This window comes from Mycobacterium sp. (assembly GCF_035570115.1).
GTDB lineage: Bacteria > Actinomycetota > Actinomycetes > Mycobacteriales > Mycobacteriaceae > Mycobacterium.
This window is the reverse complement of record NZ_DATMLH010000337.1, coordinates 1-20,020: the sequence shown is the minus strand read 5'-3', so window position 1 is coordinate 20,020 and position 20,020 is coordinate 1. Positions and strand designations below refer to the sequence as shown.

The window sequence follows — 20,020 nt, the reverse complement described above, 5'->3', positions numbered from 1 at the left end:
ATCGCTCAAGAATGCTGAAATGAGGCAGCTGACGTTCGAAGAAGCCGGCAAATACGCCTGGCACGAGGCTCCCGACCCGACGATCACGGCGCCCGGACAGGCGCTGGTCAGGCCGGTGCTGGTGGCCTGCTGCGACCTCGACGTCGCGGTCGCACGGGGAGCGGCACCGCTGCCGCCCGGCTATGCGGTCGGACACGAGGGGTTGGCCGAGGTCGTCGCGGTCGGTGACGGCGTGTCGGGTGTGCAGGTGGGCGACCGGGTGGTGGTGCCCTTCCAGATCAGCTGCGGCGACTGCCGCGAGTGCCGCCGGGGTGTGACGGGTTCCTGCGGCTCGGTGCCGTTGATGGCGATGTACGGGCTGGGCCCGCTTGCCGGCCTGGACGGCGGCGGATTCATGTCCGATCTGGTGCTCGTGCCCTACGCCGACGCGATGCTGATCCCCGTTCCGGCGAACGTCGATCCGATCGCCGTCGCGTCACTCTCGGACAACATTCCCGACGGCTGGCGCGCAGTGGGCCCGTTCCGGGCGGAACTGGCGGCCCTCGACGCGGCCGATCGTCGCGTACTGGTCGTCGGTCGGCAGTCGATCGGACTGTATGCGACCGCGCTCGCCGCTGCCCTCGGCTATCACGTCGACTACGTCGACACCCATCCGGACCGCCTCGCCGCGGCGGAGAAAGTCGGCGCCGCCGCGCACGACCTGGCCAAGCCGGACAAATCGTGGGATCCCTATCCGGTCACCGTGCACACATCCGCTGATCCAGCACTGCTGGCCGCAACGCTGCGGGCGACCTGGCCGGACGGCGTGTGCACCGACACCGGGATCTACTACCAGGCAGGCGTGGAAATGCCGTTGCTGCCGATGTACACGCGCGGTGTGCGGTTCATCACCGGGCGGGTCAGCGCGCGTGCCGTGATCCCGGAAGTCTTGGAGGTGCTGGCCGGCGGCTGCGATCTGTTGCCGGTCGTCGACCGCGTCGTGGCATGGGACGACGCGCCATCGGTGTGGCCGACGATGGCCGCCAAGACGGTTTTTAGCCGTCTCTAGGCGATATCGCCGACGAAGACCGCGACCCGTCCGATCTGCTGGCGCGCCAAGAAGGGCAGCCCCTTGCCGTCGCTGCCAGCGGGCAGGACCCGCGGGTTGGTGATGTGGATGTCCTTGCGGATGAAGTGCAGGTCGGCCTCACCGGCAGCCAGCACGTTTTTGACCCAATCCGTTTTGCCGTGGGCCAGCCCGATCGCCACCACGTTGCCTTTGCGGTAGGCGGTTACGATGGTTTGGTACTCCTTGCCGGACGTGCGGCCACGGTGCTTGATCACCGAGAACGTCGGAAGATAGCGCGCGATCGGCTTGACCGCCGGGTTGAAGTACTTGGTTTGCCACTTCTCGAACCAGACCGGGAAGAGCATCGGGACGCCCGGGGCGTTGTTGGGATGGTCCTTTCGGGACATGGCGGCTCCGTTTTTCGTGGTTTGGGGTCAGCGTACCGGCCCGATATGCAGTTGCTCTGTTCTGGGACAATGGTCCATGTGAACGTGATGGCGCGCATCGACCTGCGGGGCGAGGAGCTCTCGACTGCCCGGCTACGGGCGGCGTTGCCCCGCGGCGGAGTGGATGTAGATGCTGCGCTGCCGTCGGTGCGTCCGATCGTCGAGGCGGTCGCTGAGCGGGGCGCGGAGGCCGCGCTGGAGTTCGGCGAGTCGTTTGATCACGTGAGGCCGTCGACCGTCCGGGTGCCCGCCGCCGAGTTGGATGCCGCGCTGGCCGGCCTGGATTCCGATGTCCGGATCGCACTGGAAGTCGCGATCGAGCGCACCCGTGCCGTGCATGCCGATCAGCGCCGCGCCGACTCCACGACGACCCTGGGCCCAGGCGCCACCGTCACCGAGCGGTGGGTTCCCGTCGAGCGGGTCGGGCTGTACGTGCCCGGCGGCAACGCCGTGTACCCGTCCAGCGTGGTGATGAACGTGGTGCCGGCGCAGGCCGCCGGTGTCGGCTCGCTGGTCGTGGTCAGCCCGCCGCAGGCGCAATCCCAGGGCCGGTTTCAGGGTCTGCCGCACCCGACGATCCTGGCCGCCGCCCGCATGCTCGGTGTCGACGAGGTGTGGGCGGTCGGCGGCGCGCAGGCGGTGGCGCTGCTGGCCTACGGCGGCGTCGACACCGACGGCGCCGAGCTCGCACCGGTCGACATGATCACCGGGCCCGGCAACATCTACGTCACTGCCGCCAAACGGCTTTGCCGCTCGCGGGTCGGGATTGACGCCGAAGCGGGCCCGACCGAGATCGCGATCCTGGCCGATCACACCGCCGACCCGGCGCATGTCGCCGCCGATTTGATCAGCCAGGCCGAACACGACGAAATGGCCGCCAGCGTCTTGGTGACACCGAGCGCCGACCTCGCCGATGCCACCGACAAAGAGCTGGCCGCTCAGCTGGAGACCACCGTGCACCGCCGGCGGGTGACAACCGCACTCGCCGGGCGCCAGTCGGCGATCATCTTGGTCGACGACATCGACGCTGCAATCCGCACCGTCAACGCCTACGCCGCTGAGCATCTGGAGATCCAGACCGTCGACGCGAATCAGGTTGCCGCGCAGATTCATTCGGCCGGTGCCATCTTCGTCGGCGCGTATTCGCCGGTCAGCCTCGGCGACTACTGCGCCGGCTCCAACCACGTGCTGCCCACGGCGGGCAGTGCCCGGCATTCCAGCGGCCTGTCGGTACAGACCTTTCTGCGCGGTATACATGTGGTCGATTACACCGAGGCGGCCCTGAAAGACGTTTCGGGGCATGTGGTGACGTTGGCCAAGGCCGAGGACCTGCCCGCGCACGGCGAGGCGGTACGGCGGAGGTTCGAGCGATGAGCAGACACCCGGCGCTCGACGAGCTGCCGCTGCGCGAAGACTTGCGCGGCAAATCTCCCTACGGCGCACCGCAGCTGGCGGTTCCGGTGCGGCTCAACACCAACGAGAATCCGCACCCGCCCACCAAGGCACTCGTCGACGACGTCGTCGCATCCGTGCGCGATGTGGCCGGTGATCTGCACCGCTACCCCGATCGCGACGCGGTGGCCCTGCGCCGTGACTTGGCTGCTTACCTCAGCCTGCAGACAGGCGTGCACGTTGAAGCGGAAAACCTCTGGGCTGCAAATGGTTCCAATGAAATTCTGCAGCAGCTGCTGCAGGCCTTCGGCGGACCGGGTCGAACTGCGATCGGGTTCGTTCCGTCCTATTCGATGCACCCGATCATCTCCGACGGCACCCGTACCGAATGGATCGAGACGGTGCGCGCCGCGGACTTCAGTCTCGACGTCGACGTCGCCGTCGCGGCGATCACAGAACGTCGGCCCGATGTGGTGTTCGTCGCCAGCCCCAATAACCCTTCGGGGCAGAGCATTTCGCTGCACGATCTGCGGCAACTACTGGATGTGACGCCGGGGATCCTGATCGTGGACGAAGCCTACGGCGAGTTCTCCTCGCAGCCGAGTGCGGCGGCACTGGTCGCTGAGTATCCGACCAAGCTCGTCGTCACCCGCACCATGAGCAAGGCGTTCGCCTTCGCCGGTGGCCGGTTGGGCTACCTGATCGCCACCCCCGCCGTGATCGACGCAATGCTGTTGGTTCGGTTGCCATACCACCTGTCTTCGGTTACGCAGGCCGCCGCCCGGGCAGCGCTGCGGCACGCCGATGACACCCTGGGCAGCGTCGCGACCCTGATCGCCGAACGCGAGCGGGTGAGCGCAGCATTGAGCGGCATGGGATTTCGGGTCGTTCCCAGCGACGCCAACTTTGTGCTGTTCGGACAGTTCGCCGACGCACCGACGGCCTGGCAACGCTATCTCGATACCGGTGTGCTGATACGCGACGTCGGTATTGCCGGGTATTTGCGCGTCACCACCGGACTGGCCGAAGAGAATGACGTCTTCCTGCAGACGAGCGCCCAGATTGCCGCCACCGAATTGGCCCAGCCCCTAGGAGCGTCATGAGCCTGCAGCGCCACGCCCGCGTGGAACGCACCACCAAAGAATGCGACATCGTGGTCGAACTCGACTTGGACGGGACCGGGAAGGTCCATGTCGACACCGGAATCCCGTTCTACGACCACATGCTGACCGCGCTAGGCAGCCACGCCAGTTTCGATCTGACCGTGCGTGCCAAGGGCGATGTGGAGATCGAGGCGCATCACACCATCGAGGACACCGCGATTGTGCTCGGTCAGGCTCTCGGCCAGGCGCTTGGGGACAAGAAGGGCATCCGCCGGTTCGGCGACGCCTACATCCCGATGGATGAGGCCTTGGCGCACGCCATCGTCGACGTGTCCGGTCGACCCTACTGTGTGCACACCGGCGAGCCGGATCATCTGCAGCACTTCACTATTGCCGGTAACGCCGTGCCGTATCACACCGTCGTCAACCGGCACGTGTTCGAAACGTTGGCGAACAATGCGCGCATCGCGCTGCACGTCCGCGTCCTGTACGGTCGCGACCCGCACCACATCACCGAAGCCGAGTACAAGGCCGTCGCCCGCGCACTGCGCCAGGCTGTTGAGCTGGATTCGCGAGTATCGGGCGTGCCGTCCACCAAAGGGACCCTGTGAAAGCCAAATCCGTTGTGGTTTTGGACTATGGCTCCGGCAATCTGCGCTCGGCGCAGCGCGCGCTGCAGCGCGTGGGCGCCTCGGTGGACGTGACGGCCGACCTGGAAGCCGCCGCGATCGCCGACGGGCTTGTGGTGCCGGGCGTCGGCGCTTTCGAAGCATGTATGACCGGGCTGCGGGGGATCGGCGGCGAGCGGGTCATCGCCGATCGAGTTGCCGACCAGCGACCGGTGCTGGGCGTGTGTGTCGGCATGCAGATCTTGTTCGCCCGTGGTGTCGAGTTCGGCGTGGAGAGCAGCGGCTGCGGACAGTGGCCGGGCACCGTGACTCGATTGGACGCGCCGGTGATCCCGCACATGGGTTGGAACGTGGTGGCGGGTGCGCCGGGCACCGCGCTGTTCAAAGGCCTTGACGCCGACGCCCGGTTCTACTTCGTGCACTCCTATGCTGCCCAGCAGTGGGAAGGCCGATCCGAGGCGCTACTGACGTGGGCCACCCATGGGGTGCCGTTCCTGGCCGCCGTCGAGGATGGACCGTTGGCCGCCACCCAATTCCATCCGGAGAAGAGCGGGGACGCGGGGGCGGCAGTGTTGAGCAATTGGGTCGAAGGGTTATAGAGGGGTTAAGCCGTGCCGTTGATTTTGTTGCCCGCCGTCGACGTGGTCGAGGGTAGGGCCGTGCGCTTGGTGCAGGGCCGGGCCGGCAGCGAAACCGAGTACGGCTCTGCATTGGACGCCGCGCTGGGCTGGCAGCGCGATGGCGCAGAGTGGGTTCATCTGGTCGATCTGGACGCGGCGTTCGGCCGCGGCTCCAATCGCGAACTGCTGGCCGAGGTGGTGGGCAAGCTCGACGTACGGGTCGAACTTTCCGGTGGTATCCGCGACGACGAGTCGTTGACCGCCGCACTGGCGACCGGATGCTCTCGGGTCAACCTCGGGACCGCGGCGTTGGAGAATCCACGGTGGTGTGCTCAGGTGATCGCCGAGCACGGCCACAAGGTCGCTGTCGGGCTGGACGTGCAAATCATCGACGGCGATCATCGGTTGCGCGGCCGCGGCTGGGAGACCGACGGCGGGGACCTGTGGGAAGTGCTGGAACGCCTTGACAGCGAAGGGTGTTCGCGGTTCGTCGTGACCGATGTCACCAAGGACGGCACATTGACCGGGCCCAATCTCGATCTGCTTGGCGCGGTCGCCGGGCGCACCGACGCTCCGGTGATCGCCTCCGGCGGTGTGTCCAGCCTCGACGATTTGCGCGCTATCGCCACGCTGACCGGTAGCGGGGTCGAGGGCGCGATTGTAGGCAAGGCGCTCTACGCCGGACGGTTTACCCTGCCGCAGGCGCTGGCAGCGGTGGCGGGGTAGGACCGCAATGGATCTCGACGCGCTGGTGACCGAGGCGTCGGTGATCCTGGACGCCGCAGCGGAGCCGTTCATCGCCGGTCACGGCGCGGAATCGGCGGTCAGCAAGCGCGGCGACGATTTCGCCACCAACGTTGATCTGGAAATCGAGCGCCAGGTCGTCGACGCGCTGGTGAAGACCACCGGCATCGAAGTGCACGGCGAGGAGTTCGGCGGCGCCGAAATCGACTCGCCGTGGGTGTGGATTCTGGACCCGATCGACGGGACCTTCAACTACGCCGCAGGCTCGCCGATGGCTGCGATTCTGCTGGGTCTGCTGCACGACGGAGATCCGGTGGCCGGCCTGACGTGGCTACCGTTCACCGGCGAGCGTTACGTCGCGGTCTCGGGCGGTCCGCTGATGAAAAACGGTGTCCCGCAAGCGCCGTTGGCCAAGGTCGAGCTCTCGGATTCGGTCATCGGTATCGGAACTTTCAATGCCGACTCGCGTGGCCGATTTCCCGGGCGCTACCGGCTGGCGGTGCTCGAAGAGCTCAGCCGGGTGTCCTCACGGCTACGGATGCATGGTGCGACCGGCATCGACCTCGCTTATGTTGCCGACGGGATTCTCGGCGGTGCCATCAGTTTCGGTCACCACGTGTGGGATCACGCGGCGGGTGTGGCGCTGGTCCGGGCCGCCGGTGGCGTCGTCACGAGCCTGGCCGGCGACGAGTGGACCCCCGACTCACGGTCCGCGTTGGCCGCCGCCCCCGGTGTGCACGCTCAGATACTCGAGATTCTGCACGAGGTAGGACGACCGGATGAGTACTGAAGCCTATTGCGGCAGCAGCCTGGCGGTGCGGGTGATTCCCTGTCTGGATGTCGACGACGGTCGGGTGGTCAAAGGCGTCAACTTCGAGAACCTGCGCGACGCAGGCGATCCCGTGGAACTCGCCGCGGCCTACGACGCCGAGGGCGCCGACGAGCTGACCTTTCTCGACGTGACCGCGTCGTCGTCGGGACGAGCCACCATGCTTGAGGTGGTGCGTCGCACCGCCGAGCAGGTGTTCATCCCGCTCACCGTGGGCGGCGGGGTGCGTACGGTCGCGGACGTCGACGTGTTGCTGCGTGCGGGAGCGGACAAGGTATCGATCAACACCGCCGCCATCGCACGGCCGGAGCTGCTGGCCGAAATGGCTAACCAGTTCGGCTCCCAGTGCATCGTGTTGTCGGTCGACGCGCGCACCGTGCCTGCTGGCTCGGCCCCCACATCATCGGGGTGGGAGGTCACCACTCACGGCGGGCGGCGCGGTACCGGCATCGACGCTGTCGAATGGGCGGCCCGCGGTGCCGAACTCGGCGTGGGGGAGATCCTGCTCAATTCGATGGATGCCGACGGCACTCAGGCCGGCTTCGACTTGGCGATGCTGCGGGCGGTTCGGGCAGCGGTGACGGTGCCGGTGATCGCCAGCGGAGGCGCGGGCGCGGCCGAGCATTTCGCCCCGGCCGTCGCCGCGGGTGCTGACGCGGTGTTGGCCGCCAGCGTCTTTCATTTCCGGCAGTTGACGATCGGACAGGTGAAGGCGGCCATGGCCGCGGAAGGGATCACCGTGCGATGACGCTCGACCCCGCCATCGCCACGCGCCTCAAGCGCAACGACGACGGACTGTTCACCGCCGTCGTCCAGGAGCGCAGCAGCGGCGACGTTTTGATGGTCGCCTGGATGGACGACGAGGCGCTGGCCCGGACGCTGGAAACCCGGGAAGGGACGTACTTTTCGCGGTCCCGCGGCGCACAGTGGGTCAAGGGCGCGACTTCCGGCCACACCCAGCACGTGCATTCGGTGCGACTGGACTGTGACGGCGACGCGGTGCTGCTTGTGGTAGACCAGGTCGGCGGCGCCTGTCACACCGGCGACCACAGCTGCTTCGACGCCGACATGCTGCTGGACCCCGACGATGCCTGACGGGATCGGTTGCTATGCGACCGCAAATACTGGTTGGGGCGCGAGCACCGAGTATTGACGGCAACGTCAGCGACACGTTCTCGTCCCGCTGGACGCGGAGGCATCCGATATTTGAGTCCGGACAATCGGCCTGGTAGTCCGACCCGACGACCGCTGCCGCACTCGACCGCTTTGCTTGCTGCTCGACGTGATGGCAAACATATGACGATCTGCGCAAATGTCACGGCGAAGCGGCAGCACAGTTGCTAGCGTGGCGTGATACGCCACCGTGGGGGCCGGCGACTACAACGCGGAGATGGGCCATGGGCGGAGTGGCACGATCACCGGCGGCGCACTCACGCCTCTTACGTATCGCAGCGGTCCCGACCACCGCGTTCCTTGCATTCTCCATCTGGTGGCTCACAGGATGGGGCGGCCCATCAACGATGCGCGTGCTGATAGTCGTGGGAGGGCTCGGATTCCCATCGTTCGCGGCAGTGAGCGCCGGATTGGCCGCGCGACGAACCCGCGGCCGGCAGCGACGGGCGTGGGTGTACATGACCGTCGGGCTGGCTGCCTGGACGTTCAGTGAGCTAGTGGTGGTTTATCACCGAGTCTGGCTCGGTAGTGTCCACCCCTTGTACCCATCCGTAGCCAACGCCGGGTTCTTGCTCTTTCCGGTGGCCGCCTGCGTAGCGATGCTGGTCTTACCGGCCGGTTATCCGGGTGGCAATCGGTTTCGGATGGTGTTGGACGGCGCAATCGTCGCGGCAGCGCTGTTCGTTGTGTCCTGGGTGGTGGTGCTGCGCCATGCGTACGCCGCGACAGGAGTGAAAAACTCCGCCGCGATCGTGTCGCTGGCCTATCCGGTGTCGGAGGTCGTGACCGTCACCGTGGCGGTTTTGGTGCTCGCCCGAGCGCACGCCCGTTGGCGTGTGACGGTCGCTCTGCTGACGGTGGGCCTGACTCTGGTCGCCGCGTCCGGCAGCGCTTACGAGTACCTGTTTGCGCGTAACAGCTACGCCTTTGACAACCCCGTGGGTCTCGGCTGGTCGGCAGGGGTGGTGATCGTGGGAATCGCTGCGCTCAGCTGTCCGCCGGAGCCGCCCTATGCGCCGTTGGAGCCGCCAGCATCGCTGACCGCGCCGGTCTCGCTGTCGCTGCCCTATATACCGTTGGCCATCGCCGGCGGCTTGGAACTCGTCGTGTTCCGCAACAGCGTGCAATCCGATCCCGCGTTCGCCGTCGTGCCCTGGCTGGTAATCGCGGTCCTGGCCCGCCAATTCCTGGTGGTCGCCGAGAATCGCCGACTGCTGCACAGTGTGTCCGATCGTGCACTGCGCGACCCATTGACCAGCCTGGCTAACCGGGTCTTGTTCCACGACCGGCTCGAGCATGCAATTCAGCTCTATCACCGGGACAAGCGCTCGGTGGCGGTGCTGTCGATGGACCTCGACGACTTCAAACTCATCAACGACAACTTGGGCCATCCGGCCGGCGATGCGCTGCTGATCCAAACCGCACAACGGCTGCTGGGCTGCACGCGACCCGGGGACACCGTCGCCCGACTCGGCGGTGACGAATTCGCCGTGCTCATCGAGGACGCGGGAGAGAACGCCCATCTCATCGCCTACCAGATCATGGAAGCGTTCGAACGGCCGTTTAGCACCGACGGCGAAGTCATCTTCATGAGACCCAGCGCCGGCCTGGCTGTAGCCGATGCCGATGATTCCGACCTCTACGCCGCCGAGCTGCTCAAACACGCTGATATGGCAATGTATTCGGCCAAGCGGCTGCGCGGCGGCCTGCAAACATACAGTCCCGACATGCATGTCAGAGACGACGCCGGCCCGGGCTTTCCCGCATCCGATGCCCTGCCGTCGCGCGGCGGGTTGGTCGAGGTCCGTCTGCTCAGCGACCTGCGTCAGGCGATCGGCCGTCATGCCCTGACCGTGCTGTATCAGCCCAAGGTCGATCTGCGCAGCGCCGACGTGGTGGGCGCCGAAGCACTCGTTCGGTGGCCGCACCCCGTCTTCGGATTGGTGCGCCCCCAGCAGTTCCTGCCGCTGGTGCGCCAACACGGCCTGATGCGCACGGTCACCGATTTGGTACTGGACCAAGCCCTGGGCGACGCCGCCCAATGGCGGCTCCGAGGGGTTGATGTGCCAGTCGCCGTCAACCTCTTTCCCCCGCTGGTAGGAGACGTCAACCTGCCCAGCCGTATCTTCGATGCGCTGGCACGACACAACCTGCCGGGCCAGTCATTGATCATCGAAATCACCGAAGACTTAGTCCTGGACAATATCGATCGAACCCGCAATGTACTTGAAGCCTTGCGGGAGCGCAGCATTCACATCGCGCTTGACGATTTCGGCAGCGGCTACTCGGCATTGACCTATCTACGCAAGCTGCCCATCGATGAGGTCAAAGTTGATCAGGACTTGATCGGCAATGTATTGACAGACCCGCGAGCCGACGCCATCGTGCGCGCTGTCATTGATCTGGCGCACGCTCTTAACGTGACAACTGTCGCTGAGGGCGTGGAGAACGCCGAGACCGCAGCATACCTGCGGAACTGTGGATGCGAAGTCGCGCAAGGCATCTACTACAGCCCGCCCGTCACGGCCCCCGCGATAATGGAGTTGATCGCATCACCAGCGCCACGATGACTTAGCGGCCAGCCTCCAGTCCGTTGGCAGCCCCTACTGCTGCCCGGGACCATTCGTCGCGCCGCACCGCGGGCGCGATTCGATCCTTCCGAATGAGCTCAGCGTTGACGCGAGTTCCGTTGGTCCCGTTGGTCATCGCGGCCGGTGGTCGAAACGCAAAGGACCGGTTGGCGGTGGCGATAGCCAAAAGTCCGTCGGTATCACTGAATCCGTTGGAGCGCATGACGTCCTCAGCCCACCTGTACGGGGTGAGCCCGGAGAAATCGTGGACGTATGCCACCCATAGGTGGACGTTGCGTTGAGTGTAGAGCTTCGAGATGGCGCCCTCCACGGCGGTGCGGCCGGCAGGGGTCAAAACGCGTGAGGAATCGGTGATGTACCTGGTGAGTTGGACCGACGGCGGTGCTGCGGTGGCGCTGTTGCCCGGCTCGCTCGGGGCAGGGCTGGCGCTGTTGCCCGGCTGGTTGGCGTCGATCGCGGCGTTGCTGCCCGCCTCGTTGGCGCGATGACGCAGGAGTCCTACACCAACGACTCCCGCCACCACGAGCACCAACAGCGTGGCAATGGCGGATATCACGATTGCCGGCCGCAGTCCGCGACGCGGTGCTTTGGGCGGCGTGGACTGCTGCGGCGCGGTAACGCGGGTCGTCTGTGCCGCGGCTGCGCGCCCAGCGACCGTCTGTGCCGCGCCAACACCCGGTCGGCCTGTAAGTGCTGTGGCGAAATCCGAACAGTTCGAATAGCGATCACCCGGATCCTTTGCCAGCACTCTGGTCATCACCTCGTCGAGGTCCGCCAGATCCGGTCGTCGTTCGCCGATATGCGGGGGCGGCGCGGACAAGTGTTGGGTGATGATCACTGCCGCATTGGAGTTTTGATACGGCGCTGCCCCGGTCAGCAGGTGAAAAGCGCTGCAGCCGAGGGCGTATTGGTCGGCGCGCCCGTCGATGTCTGACCCCATGAGTTGTTCGGGCGCGGCGTAGGCGGTAGTCCCGACCACCATGTTCGTGGCGGTGAGACCGCTGATACCACCGATCTCTCTGGCGATGCCGAAGTCGGCCAGCAAGATTCGCCGTCCCCGATGATCGGCCTCAGTCAGCAAGATGTTGGCGGGCTTGACGTCGCGGTGCAGCAATCCCCGGAGATGGGCGTAATCGAGCGCGTCAGCGACGGCAGTGATGATCCCGAACACTTCGGCTTTCGGCATCCCGGATGGATACCGGGTGCGCAGCAACTCGGCGGCGTCGGTTCCCTCGACATAGTCCATCGAAAGCCACAGCTGTCCTTCGAACTCGCCGCGGTCGTGGATTCCGACAATGTGGGGATGCCACAACTCCGCGGCGATGTCTGCTTCACGGCTCAATCGCTGCCGGTACTCCTGATCCGTAGTCAGGGTGGCAGGTAGGACCTTGAGGGCGTCTCGGCGGGGCAGCCGCGGATGTTGGGCCAGATAGACCTCGCCCATCCCTCCGGATCCCAACCGCCGCACGATCGTGTATCCGGCGAACACGTCTCCCTGGTTCAGCGGCATGCGAGCATGCTACAAAGGCGACCGTCCCCAGGCGCCCACCTGCTGCTGATCGGGCACGTCCGCGCCGACGGGAACGTTGCTAACGTTCCGCCTGCGACGATTCGGTGTGGTCAGGTAGGCCTTGAGCCTCAGGCTTGTAGTCGCACTGGGTACGGATGCCATGACCGTCCACGGCACCCCAGTCGATTTTTGCTGCATCCGCGCGGTCGCAGGTCAGCGTGAAATAGGTTGCGGTTTCGCCGTGGCTATCGGAAATGTCCGCCGGACCCCTTACGGTGACCGTTCCGCTCTGAAACTGCGGATCGGCGAATAACGCTTGCCACATCGGCGCCGTCGGCAAGAACAATTGCATATCGGCAGCGACTTCCTTGTGAAAAATCGTGTTGGTGGTCTCCCGAACCGTGTAGCTGATGGTGCACGTCGTTCGCCCAGTGCAGGTGACGATCGGTGAGCCCTCGATCGGCGCGGCAAATCGGTCACCGCCGACTGTTTCTTGGACGAGCTGCGCTACCGCACTGTTGCCGACGGTGAACGATTGGCGAGCCGAATATTCAGGCGACGACGAGCACCCGAACAGCAAGGCGAGTGCCGCAACGGATAGCGACACCGTGCCGACGGGACGGTTTGCCATCCCGAGAGAATAGGGATTCTTCGAATGCGGCAGAAGAACTGCGAAGAGTTACTTACGTGATTTTAGCGCGACCAACGCCTTGTCGGCGTGGGTGTCCATGCTCAGTTCGCTGGAGATCACGTCGAGCACCTTGCGATCGGTATCGATGACGAACGTTGTGCGTTTGACCGGAATCAACTTGCCCAACAGCCCTCGTTTGACACCGAACTGGGCGGCTACCGCGCCGTCGCTGTCGGACAGCAACGGGTAGTCGAAACCCTGCGTGTCGGCGAACTTGGCTTGTTTTGCAACAGGATCGACGCTGATACCGACCCGGTTGGCCCCGACGGCAGCGAATTCTCCGGCCAAGTCGCGGAAGTGACAGGCCTCCTTGGTGCAGCCGGGTGTCATCGCGGCCGGATAGAAGAACAGCACCACTGGCCCGTCGGACAGCAGGCTGCTGAGCCTGCGCGGGTTGCCAGTCTGGTCGGGAAGCTCGAAGTCGGCCACCGTGTCACCGGTTTTCATGGCCGTAAGGTTACGCCGGGGGTCGCTGCGGCATCTGGGGAGACCACTTGGAAGATAGAAGGGTGAACGCCAACCTCCCCGCGGCCACCACCTCGCGGAATGATTTTCGCATGCTGGCGGCCGAGCATCGTGTGGTGCCGGTGACCCGCAAGGTGCTGGCCGATGCCGAGACACCGCTGTCCGCGTACCGCAAGCTGGCCGCCAACCGGCCGGGCACCTTCCTGCTGGAGTCAGCCGAGAATGGCCGGTCCTGGTCGCGGTGGTCATTCATCGGGGCGGGGGCACCGTCGGCGTTGACGGTGCGTGACGGGGAGGCGGTGTGGCTCGGCGCGGTGCCCCGGGATGCCCCTACCGGCGGGGACCCGCTGCAAGCCCTGCGTGCCACGTGCGAGTTGCTGGCCACCGCCGCGCCGCCCGGGCTGCCGCCGTTGTCGGGCGGCATGGTGGGCTTCTTCGCCTACGACCTGGTGCGACGGTTGGAACGGCTGCCCGAGTTGGCCGTCGACGACCTCAACTTGCCGGACATGCTGCTGCTGCTGGCCACCGACGTGGCGGCCGTCGATCACCACGAGGGCACCATCACGTTGATCGCCAACGCGGTGAACTGGAACGGCACCCAGGAGCGGGTCGACGAGGCTTACGACGACGCGATCGCCCGACTCGACGTGATGACCGCCGCGTTGGGCCAGCCGCTACCCTCGACCGTCGCCACGTTCACCCGACCCGAGCCGCGGCACCGCGCGCAGCGCACTGTCGAGGAATACGGGGCGATCGTCGAGCATCTCGTCCACGAAATCGAGCGCGGCGAGGCATTTCAGGTGGTGCCCTCACAGCGTTTCGAGATGGACACCGACGTTGAGCCGATTGATGTGTACCGGATGCTGCGGGTGTCCAATCCCAGCCCGTACATGTATCTGCTGCACGTCCCGGATGACGCTGGCGGAACGGCGTTTTCGATCGCCGGGTCGAGTCCCGAAGCGCTGGTGACCGTCCAGGATCGGTGGGCGACGACGCATCCGATCGCCGGAACTCGATGGCGGGGGCATTCCGAAGAAGAGGATCAGCTGCTGGCAAAGGAGCTGCTGGCCGACGAGAAGGAACGCGCCGAGCACCTGATGCTGGTCGATTTGGGCCGCAACGACCTGGGTCGAGTCTGTGTGCCGGGCAGCGTTCGCGTTGAGGACTACAGCCACATCGAGCGTTACAGCCACGTCATGCACCTGGTGTCCACGGTGACCGGGATGCTTGCTGAGGGTCGCACCACCCTGGACGCCGTGACGGCCTGCTTCCCGGCCGGAACGCTGTCCGGTGCCCCGAAGGTGCGCGCGATGGAACTGATCGAAGAGGTGGAAAAGACCCGTCGTGGCCTCTACGGCGGCGTGATCGGCTACCTCGATTTCGCCGGTAACGCCGACTTCGCGATCGCGATCCGCACGGCTCTGATGCGTGACGGCACCGCCTACGTTCAGGCCGGCGGCGGAGTGGTGGCCGACTCCAACGGGCCCTACGAGCACACCGAGGCGACGAACAAGGCGCGGGCGGTGCTGAACGCGATCGCGGCGGCGGAGACTTTGGCCGCCCCCGATGGCAATTAACGTGGCCAGGATGGCTGATGCCCAGCCCGACCGCCCGGGCCGGCGGACCATCCGGATAGCACAGGCCCTGCTGGTGGCCGCCGCCGCCGGATTGTGGGCGTCAGCGGGGCTGACCTGGGTCGACCTGCGGACGTTCGACGGGCTGGGCCCGCCGAAGCTCATCGCGCTGTCCGGCGCGGCATGGTCGTCCGCGCTGGTCCCGTTGGCGCTGGTGCTGCTGGTTACCGCCGTCGCCGCGTTGGCGGTGCGCGGCTGGCCGCTGCGGATACTTGCGGTGGTGGTGGCTATCGCCAGCTTGGCGACTGGATATCTGGCGATCAGCCTGTTGGTGATCCGCGATGTGGCCGTGCGCGCAGCCGACCTCGCACACGTCCCGGTGCTGTGGTTGGTGGGCAGCCAGCGGCACTTCCCGGGTCCGGCGATCACCCTCGCGACCGCGGTGTGCACGCTGGTCGGTGCCGTGCTGTTGATGCGGGCGGCGGCCTCGGGTCGCGGCGCAGACACGAAATACGTGACGCCCGCTGCGCGCCGGTTGGTGGCGCAGCGCGACGAGAAGATCATGTCGGAGCGAATGATCTGGGATGCGCTCGACGAAGGCGAGGACCCAACTCAGGACCCGACCGATCAACCGCACGAGTCGGCGACCCGGCCGGATCGCGAAGTGCGACACGAAGCTGACAGCGAGGGTCGGTGACGGACCGCGCGCCGACGGTCGCTACCCTTCGAAGGACGCCATCGATCTGCTGGCAGCCGTGGGGCCAAAAGGAGAAGCACCAACATGAGTTCGGCAACCGTGCTCGACTCCATCATTGAAGGAGTCCGCGCAGACGTCGCCGCTCGTGAGGCCGTCGTGAGCATGTCCGAGATCAAGGCGGCCGCCGAGGCCATGCCGTCGCCATTGGACGTCCTGGCGGCGTTGCGCGAGCCCGGTATCGGTGTCATCGCAGAAGTCAAGCGCGCCAGCCCGTCGGCGGGACAACTTGCGTCGATCTCCGATCCGGCCAAATTGGCGCGCGCGTACGAGGACGGCGGTGCGCGCGTCATCAGTGTGCTGACCGAACAACGACGCTTCAACGGTTCGCTGGACGATCTCGACGCGGTGCGCGCGGCGGTGGCGGTGCCGGTGCTGCGCAAAGATTTTGTGGTGGGGCCGTACCAGATTCATGAGGCCCGCGCGCACGGCGCCGACATGCTGCTGCTGATCGTCGCGGCGCTGAACCAGTCCGCGCTGGAGTCGATGTTGGAGCGCATCGAGTCGCTGGGCATGACCGCACTGGTCGAGGTACACACCGAGGAGGAAGCGGACCGGGCGCTGCAGGCCGGCGCGCGGGTGATCGGCGTCAACGCCCGAGACCTCAAGACGCTGAAAGTTGATCGAGACTGCTTCGCGCGCATCGCGCCGGGGCTGCCCACCGGCGTGATCAGGATTGCCGAATCTGGGGTGCGTGGCCCGGCCGACCTACTGGCCTACGCCGGCGCGGGTGCGGACGCTGTATTGGTGGGCGAGGGCGTCGTCACCAGCGGCGATCCCCGTGCAGCCGTCGCCGACCTCGTCACCGCGGGTAGGCATCCGTCGTGTCCGAAGCCGGCCCGCTAGCCCGGCGACGATACTGGAGCGCGTAGCGCAATGAGGAGGAGCCGGGCAATTTGGCTAGGCATTCATGAGGCGCATGCAGGGAAATGGTTGAACCCTATGAGCCGCTTGCGCGTTGAGCCTTCGTGATGGCAGACATTTTGCGCCCGGAACTTCCGCGTTCCAGCGCGGCGATCGCCGAGCCCACCCACCACGATCCCGACTCCCGGGGGCATTTCGGTGTGTACGGGGGCCGCTATGTCGCCGAGGCATTGATGGCGGTGATCGAGGAGGTTACCGCCGCCTACGAGAAGGCGCGCACCGACCAGGAATACCTGGACGCTCTGGATAAGTTGCAGGTGCACTACACCGGCAGGCCGTCGCCGCTCTACGAGGCTGTTCGGCTCGGCGCGCACGCCGGCGGCGCACGCATATTTCTCAAACGAGAAGACTTGAACCACACCGGTTCTCACAAGATCAACAACGTACTGGGCCAGGCTCTGCTGGCCCGGCAGATGGGCAAGACCCGGGTGATCGCCGAGACTGGTGCGGGCCAGCACGGGGTGGCTACCGCCACCGCCTGCGCGCTGCTCGGCCTTGACTGCGTCATCTACATGGGCGCCGTCGACACCGCGCGGCAGGCACTCAATGTGGCGCGGATGCGACTGCTGGGCGCCGAGGTGGTGTCGGTCGAATCGGGCTCGCAGACACTCAAAGACGCGATCAATGAGGCGTTCCGCGACTGGGTGACCAACGCCGACAGCACCTACTACTGCTTCGGCACCGCCGCCGGGCCGCATCCTTTCCCGACGATGGTCCGCGACTTCCAGCGGATCATCGGGCTCGAGACGCGTGTGCAGATTCAGGATCAGGCCGGACGACTGCCCGACGCCGTCACCGCGTGCGTCGGTGGAGGATCCAACGCCATCGGGATCTTCCACGCCTTCCTCGACGACCCGGGCGTGCGGCTGGTCGGGTTCGAGGCTGCTGGCGACGGCGTTGAGACCGGCCGGCACGCGGCGACGTTCACCGGCGGGTCGCCCGGGGCGTTTCAGGGATCGTTCTCGTTTCTGCTGCAGGACGAGGACGGGCAGACCATCGAATCGCATTCGATTTCGGCCGGCCTGGATTATCCGGGTGTGGGCCCCGAACACGCGTGGCTGCGAGACAACGGGCGTGCCGAATACCGGCCAATCACCGACAGCGAGGCGATGGACGCGTTTCGTCTCCTCTGCCGGACGGAAGGCATCATCCCGGCGATCGAATCGGCGCACGCGGTGGCCGGGGCGGTCAAATTGGGCGTCGAGATGGGCAGCGGGGCAGTTATCGTCGTGAATTTGTCTGGCCGCGGCGACAAAGATGTCGAGACCGCCGCGAAGTGGTTCGGTCTAATACAGGACGGCGACGATGCGGGCAGCAGCTGATCATGATCGTCAAACAGAGCGAACCAAGTAGTCTGACTGCGCTTTTCGAGACGTGTCAGCGCGACAACCGAGCGGCACTGATCGGCTACCTGCCGACCGGGTACCCGGATGTGCGGACGTCGATCGATGCGATGACGGCGTTGATCGAATCCGGCTGCGACCTCATCGAGGTCGGCGTGCCCTATTCGGATCCGGGTATGGATGGCCCGACCATCGCGACGGCGTCAGAGGTTGCGTTGCGCGGAGGTGTACGAGTTCGGGACACGCTGACGGCCGTTGAGAGGATCAGTGCAGCCGGTGGTCATGCCGTCGTGATGACGTACTGGAACCCGGTGTTGCGCTATGGGGTTGACGCATTCGCGCGCGACCTCGCCGCGGCCGGTGGGCACGGTTTGATTACGCCGGACTTAATCCCCGATGAGGCTGACGAGTGGTTGGCGGCGTCGGACCACCACCACTTGGCTCGCATCTTTCTGGTCGCGCCGTCGTCGACGCCGCAGCGGTTGGCGTCGACGGTCGAGGCATCGCGCGGATTCGTATACGTGGCGTCGATCATGGGTGTGACCGGTGCCCGCGATGCCGTATCGCAGGCCGCACCTGAATTGGTAGGCCGGGTCAAGGCGGTCTCTGACATCCCTGTCGGCGTCGGCCTGGGCGTGCGGTCGCGGGAACAGGCGGCTCAAATCGCGAGCTATGCCGACGGTGTGATCGTGGGTTCGGCGCTTGTCTCCGCATTGACTACGGGTTTGCCGGCATTGCGGGGGCTGACAGAGGAGCTGGCGGCCGGGGTGCGCCAAAGGATTTCCGGGTTATGACCACGACCGTCATCGCGTATTTCCCGAGCCCGCCGCGCGGAGTCTGGCACATCTGGCTGGTGCCCATCCGCGCGTACGCGTTGTTCATCATCATCGGCATCGTCGCCGCGCTGCTGATCGGTGATCGGCGATGGGTGGCCCGTGGCGGCGAGCGCGGTGTGATTTATGACATCGCGCTATGGGCCGTACCTTTCGGACTCATCGGAGGCCGGCTCTATCACCTGGCCACTGATTGGCGCACGTACTTCGGTGAGGGTGGCGCGGGACTGCTTGCGGCGCTGCGCATCTGGGACGGCGGTTTGGGCATCTGGGGCGCGGTGGCACTGGGGGGTGTGGGTGCGTGGATCGCCTGCCGGCGTCGCGGAATTCCGCTTCCCGCCTTTGGCGACGCCATCGCTCCCGGTATCGTTCTGGCCCAGGCGATCGGCCGGCTGGGAAACTACTTCAACCAGGAGCTCTTCGGCCGCGAGACCACGATGCCCTGGGGTTTGGAGATTTTCTACCGGCGTGACCCGGCCGGATTCGTGGATGTGCATTCGCTTGATGGCGTGTCGACCGGACAGCTCGCGATGGTTGTGCAGCCCACGTTCCTTTACGAATTGCTCTGGAACCTGTTGGTGTTCGCCGTGCTGATTTACCTGGATCGGCGTTTCACGATGGGACATGGTCGGCTATTCGCGCTGTATGTCGCCGGGTACTGCATAGGACGCTTCTGCGTCGAGCTGTTGCGTGACGATGCGGCCACCCACATCGCCGGAATCCGGATCAACTCCTTCACAGCGACTTTTGTCTTCATCGGCGCGGTGGTGTATCTGATCCTGGCGCCCAAGGGCCGTGAGGATCCGGCGACGCTCAGTGGTTCAGCTGCTGATCGATTGGTGCCGGACTCGGTTGAAGAGGCGCCGACAGTTTCTTCGCCGTCCGTCGGCCCCGTCGCCGCGACCGCTCGAGCGGCCGCCGGGTCGACAGAGTCGACAGCACCCGTCGCTGCGGCGGCCGCGGATACGGAAACGGCGGAGGTGACCGCGCTGGACGGACCGGAAGCTGCAGCGGTCGTGGAGGAGGCGGACGCGGCAGAGCTGGACGCGCTCGAGGTCGAGGTCACCGAAGCGGTTGACGTGTCTGGCGCCGGTGAGACGGCTGGCGAGGTTGAGGGCGCCGAGGTGGTCAGCGCTGAGGGGCAGGAACCCGAAGGGGTTGACGTGTCTGGCGCCGGTGAGACGGCTGGCGAGGTTGAGGACGCCGAGGTGGTCAGCGCTGAGGGGCAGGAACCCGAAGGGGCCGACGTACCCGACACCGAAAGCCCCGCGCCGAAAGCCGCCGAAGCGGTGGAACTCACAGAATCGGCCGGCGACGAGAGCACATCAGCGGAGGAACTGGTGTCAAGTCT

20 protein-coding genes are annotated in these 20,020 nt (G+C 65.9%); 16 read left to right on the top strand and 4 right to left on the bottom strand.

From position 1 onward, the window contains the following. Positions 1-19 precede the first annotated feature (19 nt). Positions 20-1,048, top strand: a complete 1,029-nt coding sequence (locus VNW74_RS31585; RefSeq protein ID WP_325684295.1) for an alcohol dehydrogenase catalytic domain-containing protein — start codon at positions 20-22, stop codon at positions 1,046-1,048. On the opposite strand, the gene VNW74_RS31580 is transcribed toward VNW74_RS31585, so the two are convergent. After that, on the bottom strand, positions 1,045-1,455 hold the full coding sequence (locus VNW74_RS31580; protein WP_325684293.1) for a nitroreductase family deazaflavin-dependent oxidoreductase: 411 nt from the start codon (positions 1,453-1,455) through the stop codon (positions 1,045-1,047). The two genes, VNW74_RS31585 and VNW74_RS31580, sit on opposite strands and share 4 nt — an antisense overlap. Before the next feature lie 84 nt (positions 1,456-1,539). Between VNW74_RS31580 and hisD the strand changes: the two genes are divergently transcribed. The 9 genes from hisD to VNW74_RS31535 all read left to right on the top strand — a co-directional run bounded on the left by hisD (position 1,540) and on the right by VNW74_RS31535 (position 10,554). Continuing rightward, complete coding sequence (gene hisD / locus VNW74_RS31575; protein ID WP_325684340.1) at positions 1,540-2,868, top strand: histidinol dehydrogenase; 1,329 nt, start codon at positions 1,540-1,542, stop codon at positions 2,866-2,868. Then, positions 2,865-3,989, top strand: coding sequence for a histidinol-phosphate transaminase (locus VNW74_RS31570; RefSeq protein WP_325684291.1), 1,125 nt, complete (start codon positions 2,865-2,867; stop codon positions 3,987-3,989). Before hisD ends, VNW74_RS31570 begins: the two co-directional genes overlap by 4 nt. Further along, on the top strand, positions 3,986-4,600 hold the full coding sequence (gene hisB, locus VNW74_RS31565) for an imidazoleglycerol-phosphate dehydratase HisB (RefSeq protein WP_325684289.1): 615 nt from the start codon (positions 3,986-3,988) through the stop codon (positions 4,598-4,600). Before VNW74_RS31570 ends, hisB begins: the two co-directional genes overlap by 4 nt. Beyond that, positions 4,597-5,217, top strand: coding sequence for an imidazole glycerol phosphate synthase subunit HisH (hisH, locus tag VNW74_RS31560; protein WP_325684287.1), 621 nt, complete (start codon positions 4,597-4,599; stop codon positions 5,215-5,217). Before hisB ends, hisH begins: the two co-directional genes overlap by 4 nt. Before the next feature lie 12 nt (positions 5,218-5,229). Beyond that, positions 5,230-5,964 (top strand): bifunctional 1-(5-phosphoribosyl)-5-((5-phosphoribosylamino)methylideneamino)imidazole-4-carboxamide isomerase/phosphoribosylanthranilate isomerase PriA, encoded by a 735-nt coding sequence (gene priA, locus VNW74_RS31555; protein WP_325684285.1) that lies wholly within the window; start codon positions 5,230-5,232, stop codon positions 5,962-5,964. Between the two features lie 7 nt (positions 5,965-5,971). Next, a complete protein-coding gene (locus VNW74_RS31550; RefSeq protein WP_325684283.1) occupies positions 5,972-6,772 on the top strand; it encodes an inositol monophosphatase family protein in 801 nt (266 codons plus the stop codon). Beyond that, positions 6,762-7,559 (top strand): imidazole glycerol phosphate synthase subunit HisF, encoded by a 798-nt coding sequence (gene hisF / locus VNW74_RS31545; RefSeq protein WP_325684281.1) that lies wholly within the window; start codon positions 6,762-6,764, stop codon positions 7,557-7,559. Before VNW74_RS31550 ends, hisF begins: the two co-directional genes overlap by 11 nt. Beyond that, positions 7,556-7,906 (top strand): phosphoribosyl-AMP cyclohydrolase, encoded by a 351-nt coding sequence (hisI, locus tag VNW74_RS31540; protein WP_325684279.1) that lies wholly within the window; start codon positions 7,556-7,558, stop codon positions 7,904-7,906. Before hisF ends, hisI begins: the two co-directional genes overlap by 4 nt. A gap of 476 nt (positions 7,907-8,382) precedes the next feature. Beyond that, positions 8,383-10,554 (top strand): bifunctional diguanylate cyclase/phosphodiesterase, encoded by a 2,172-nt coding sequence (locus VNW74_RS31535; RefSeq protein ID WP_325684277.1) that lies wholly within the window; start codon positions 8,383-8,385, stop codon positions 10,552-10,554. Between the two features lies 1 nt (position 10,555). On the opposite strand, the gene VNW74_RS31530 is transcribed toward VNW74_RS31535, so the two are convergent. The 3 genes from VNW74_RS31530 to VNW74_RS31520 all read right to left on the bottom strand — a co-directional run bounded on the left by VNW74_RS31530 (position 10,556) and on the right by VNW74_RS31520 (position 13,223). Then, positions 10,556-12,085: a protein kinase domain-containing protein gene (locus VNW74_RS31530; RefSeq protein ID WP_325684276.1), complete on the bottom strand. Its 1,530-nt coding sequence runs from the start codon at positions 12,083-12,085 to the stop codon at positions 10,556-10,558. Between the two features lie 79 nt (positions 12,086-12,164). Continuing rightward, entirely contained in the window at positions 12,165-12,716 is a 552-nt protein-coding gene (locus VNW74_RS31525) for a hypothetical protein (RefSeq protein WP_325684274.1), read from the bottom strand. A 48-nt stretch (positions 12,717-12,764) separates the two neighbouring features. Continuing rightward, on the bottom strand, positions 12,765-13,223 hold the full coding sequence (locus tag VNW74_RS31520; protein WP_325684272.1) for a peroxiredoxin: 459 nt from the start codon (positions 13,221-13,223) through the stop codon (positions 12,765-12,767). 62 nt (positions 13,224-13,285) lie between these two features. On the opposite strand from VNW74_RS31520, the gene VNW74_RS31515 reads away from it, so the two are divergent. The 6 genes from VNW74_RS31515 to VNW74_RS31490 form a co-directional block, all read left to right on the top strand. Then, complete coding sequence (locus VNW74_RS31515) at positions 13,286-14,818, top strand: anthranilate synthase component I (RefSeq protein ID WP_325684270.1); 1,533 nt, start codon at positions 13,286-13,288, stop codon at positions 14,816-14,818. A gap of 10 nt (positions 14,819-14,828) precedes the next feature. Beyond that, positions 14,829-15,512 carry a TIGR02234 family membrane protein gene (locus tag VNW74_RS31510; protein ID WP_325684268.1) on the top strand — a complete coding sequence of 228 codons (684 nt, stop codon included), beginning with the start codon at positions 14,829-14,831 and terminating at the stop codon, positions 15,510-15,512. Between the two features lie 84 nt (positions 15,513-15,596). Then, positions 15,597-16,415, top strand: coding sequence for an indole-3-glycerol phosphate synthase TrpC (trpC, locus tag VNW74_RS31505; protein ID WP_325684266.1), 819 nt, complete (start codon positions 15,597-15,599; stop codon positions 16,413-16,415). 125 nt (positions 16,416-16,540) lie between these two features. After that, the gene (gene trpB, locus VNW74_RS31500) at positions 16,541-17,815 is read left to right on the top strand and encodes a tryptophan synthase subunit beta (protein ID WP_325684264.1); all 1,275 of its coding nucleotides are present in this window, start codon (positions 16,541-16,543) and stop codon (positions 17,813-17,815) included. Further along, entirely contained in the window at positions 17,815-18,630 is an 816-nt protein-coding gene (trpA, locus tag VNW74_RS31495; RefSeq protein WP_325684338.1) for a tryptophan synthase subunit alpha, read from the top strand. The genes trpB and trpA overlap by 1 nt, the downstream gene beginning before the upstream one ends. Next, on the top strand, positions 18,627-20,020 hold a 1,394-nt coding region (locus tag VNW74_RS31490; protein WP_325684262.1), incomplete at its 3' end, for a prolipoprotein diacylglyceryl transferase. The genes trpA and VNW74_RS31490, both read left to right, overlap by 4 nt.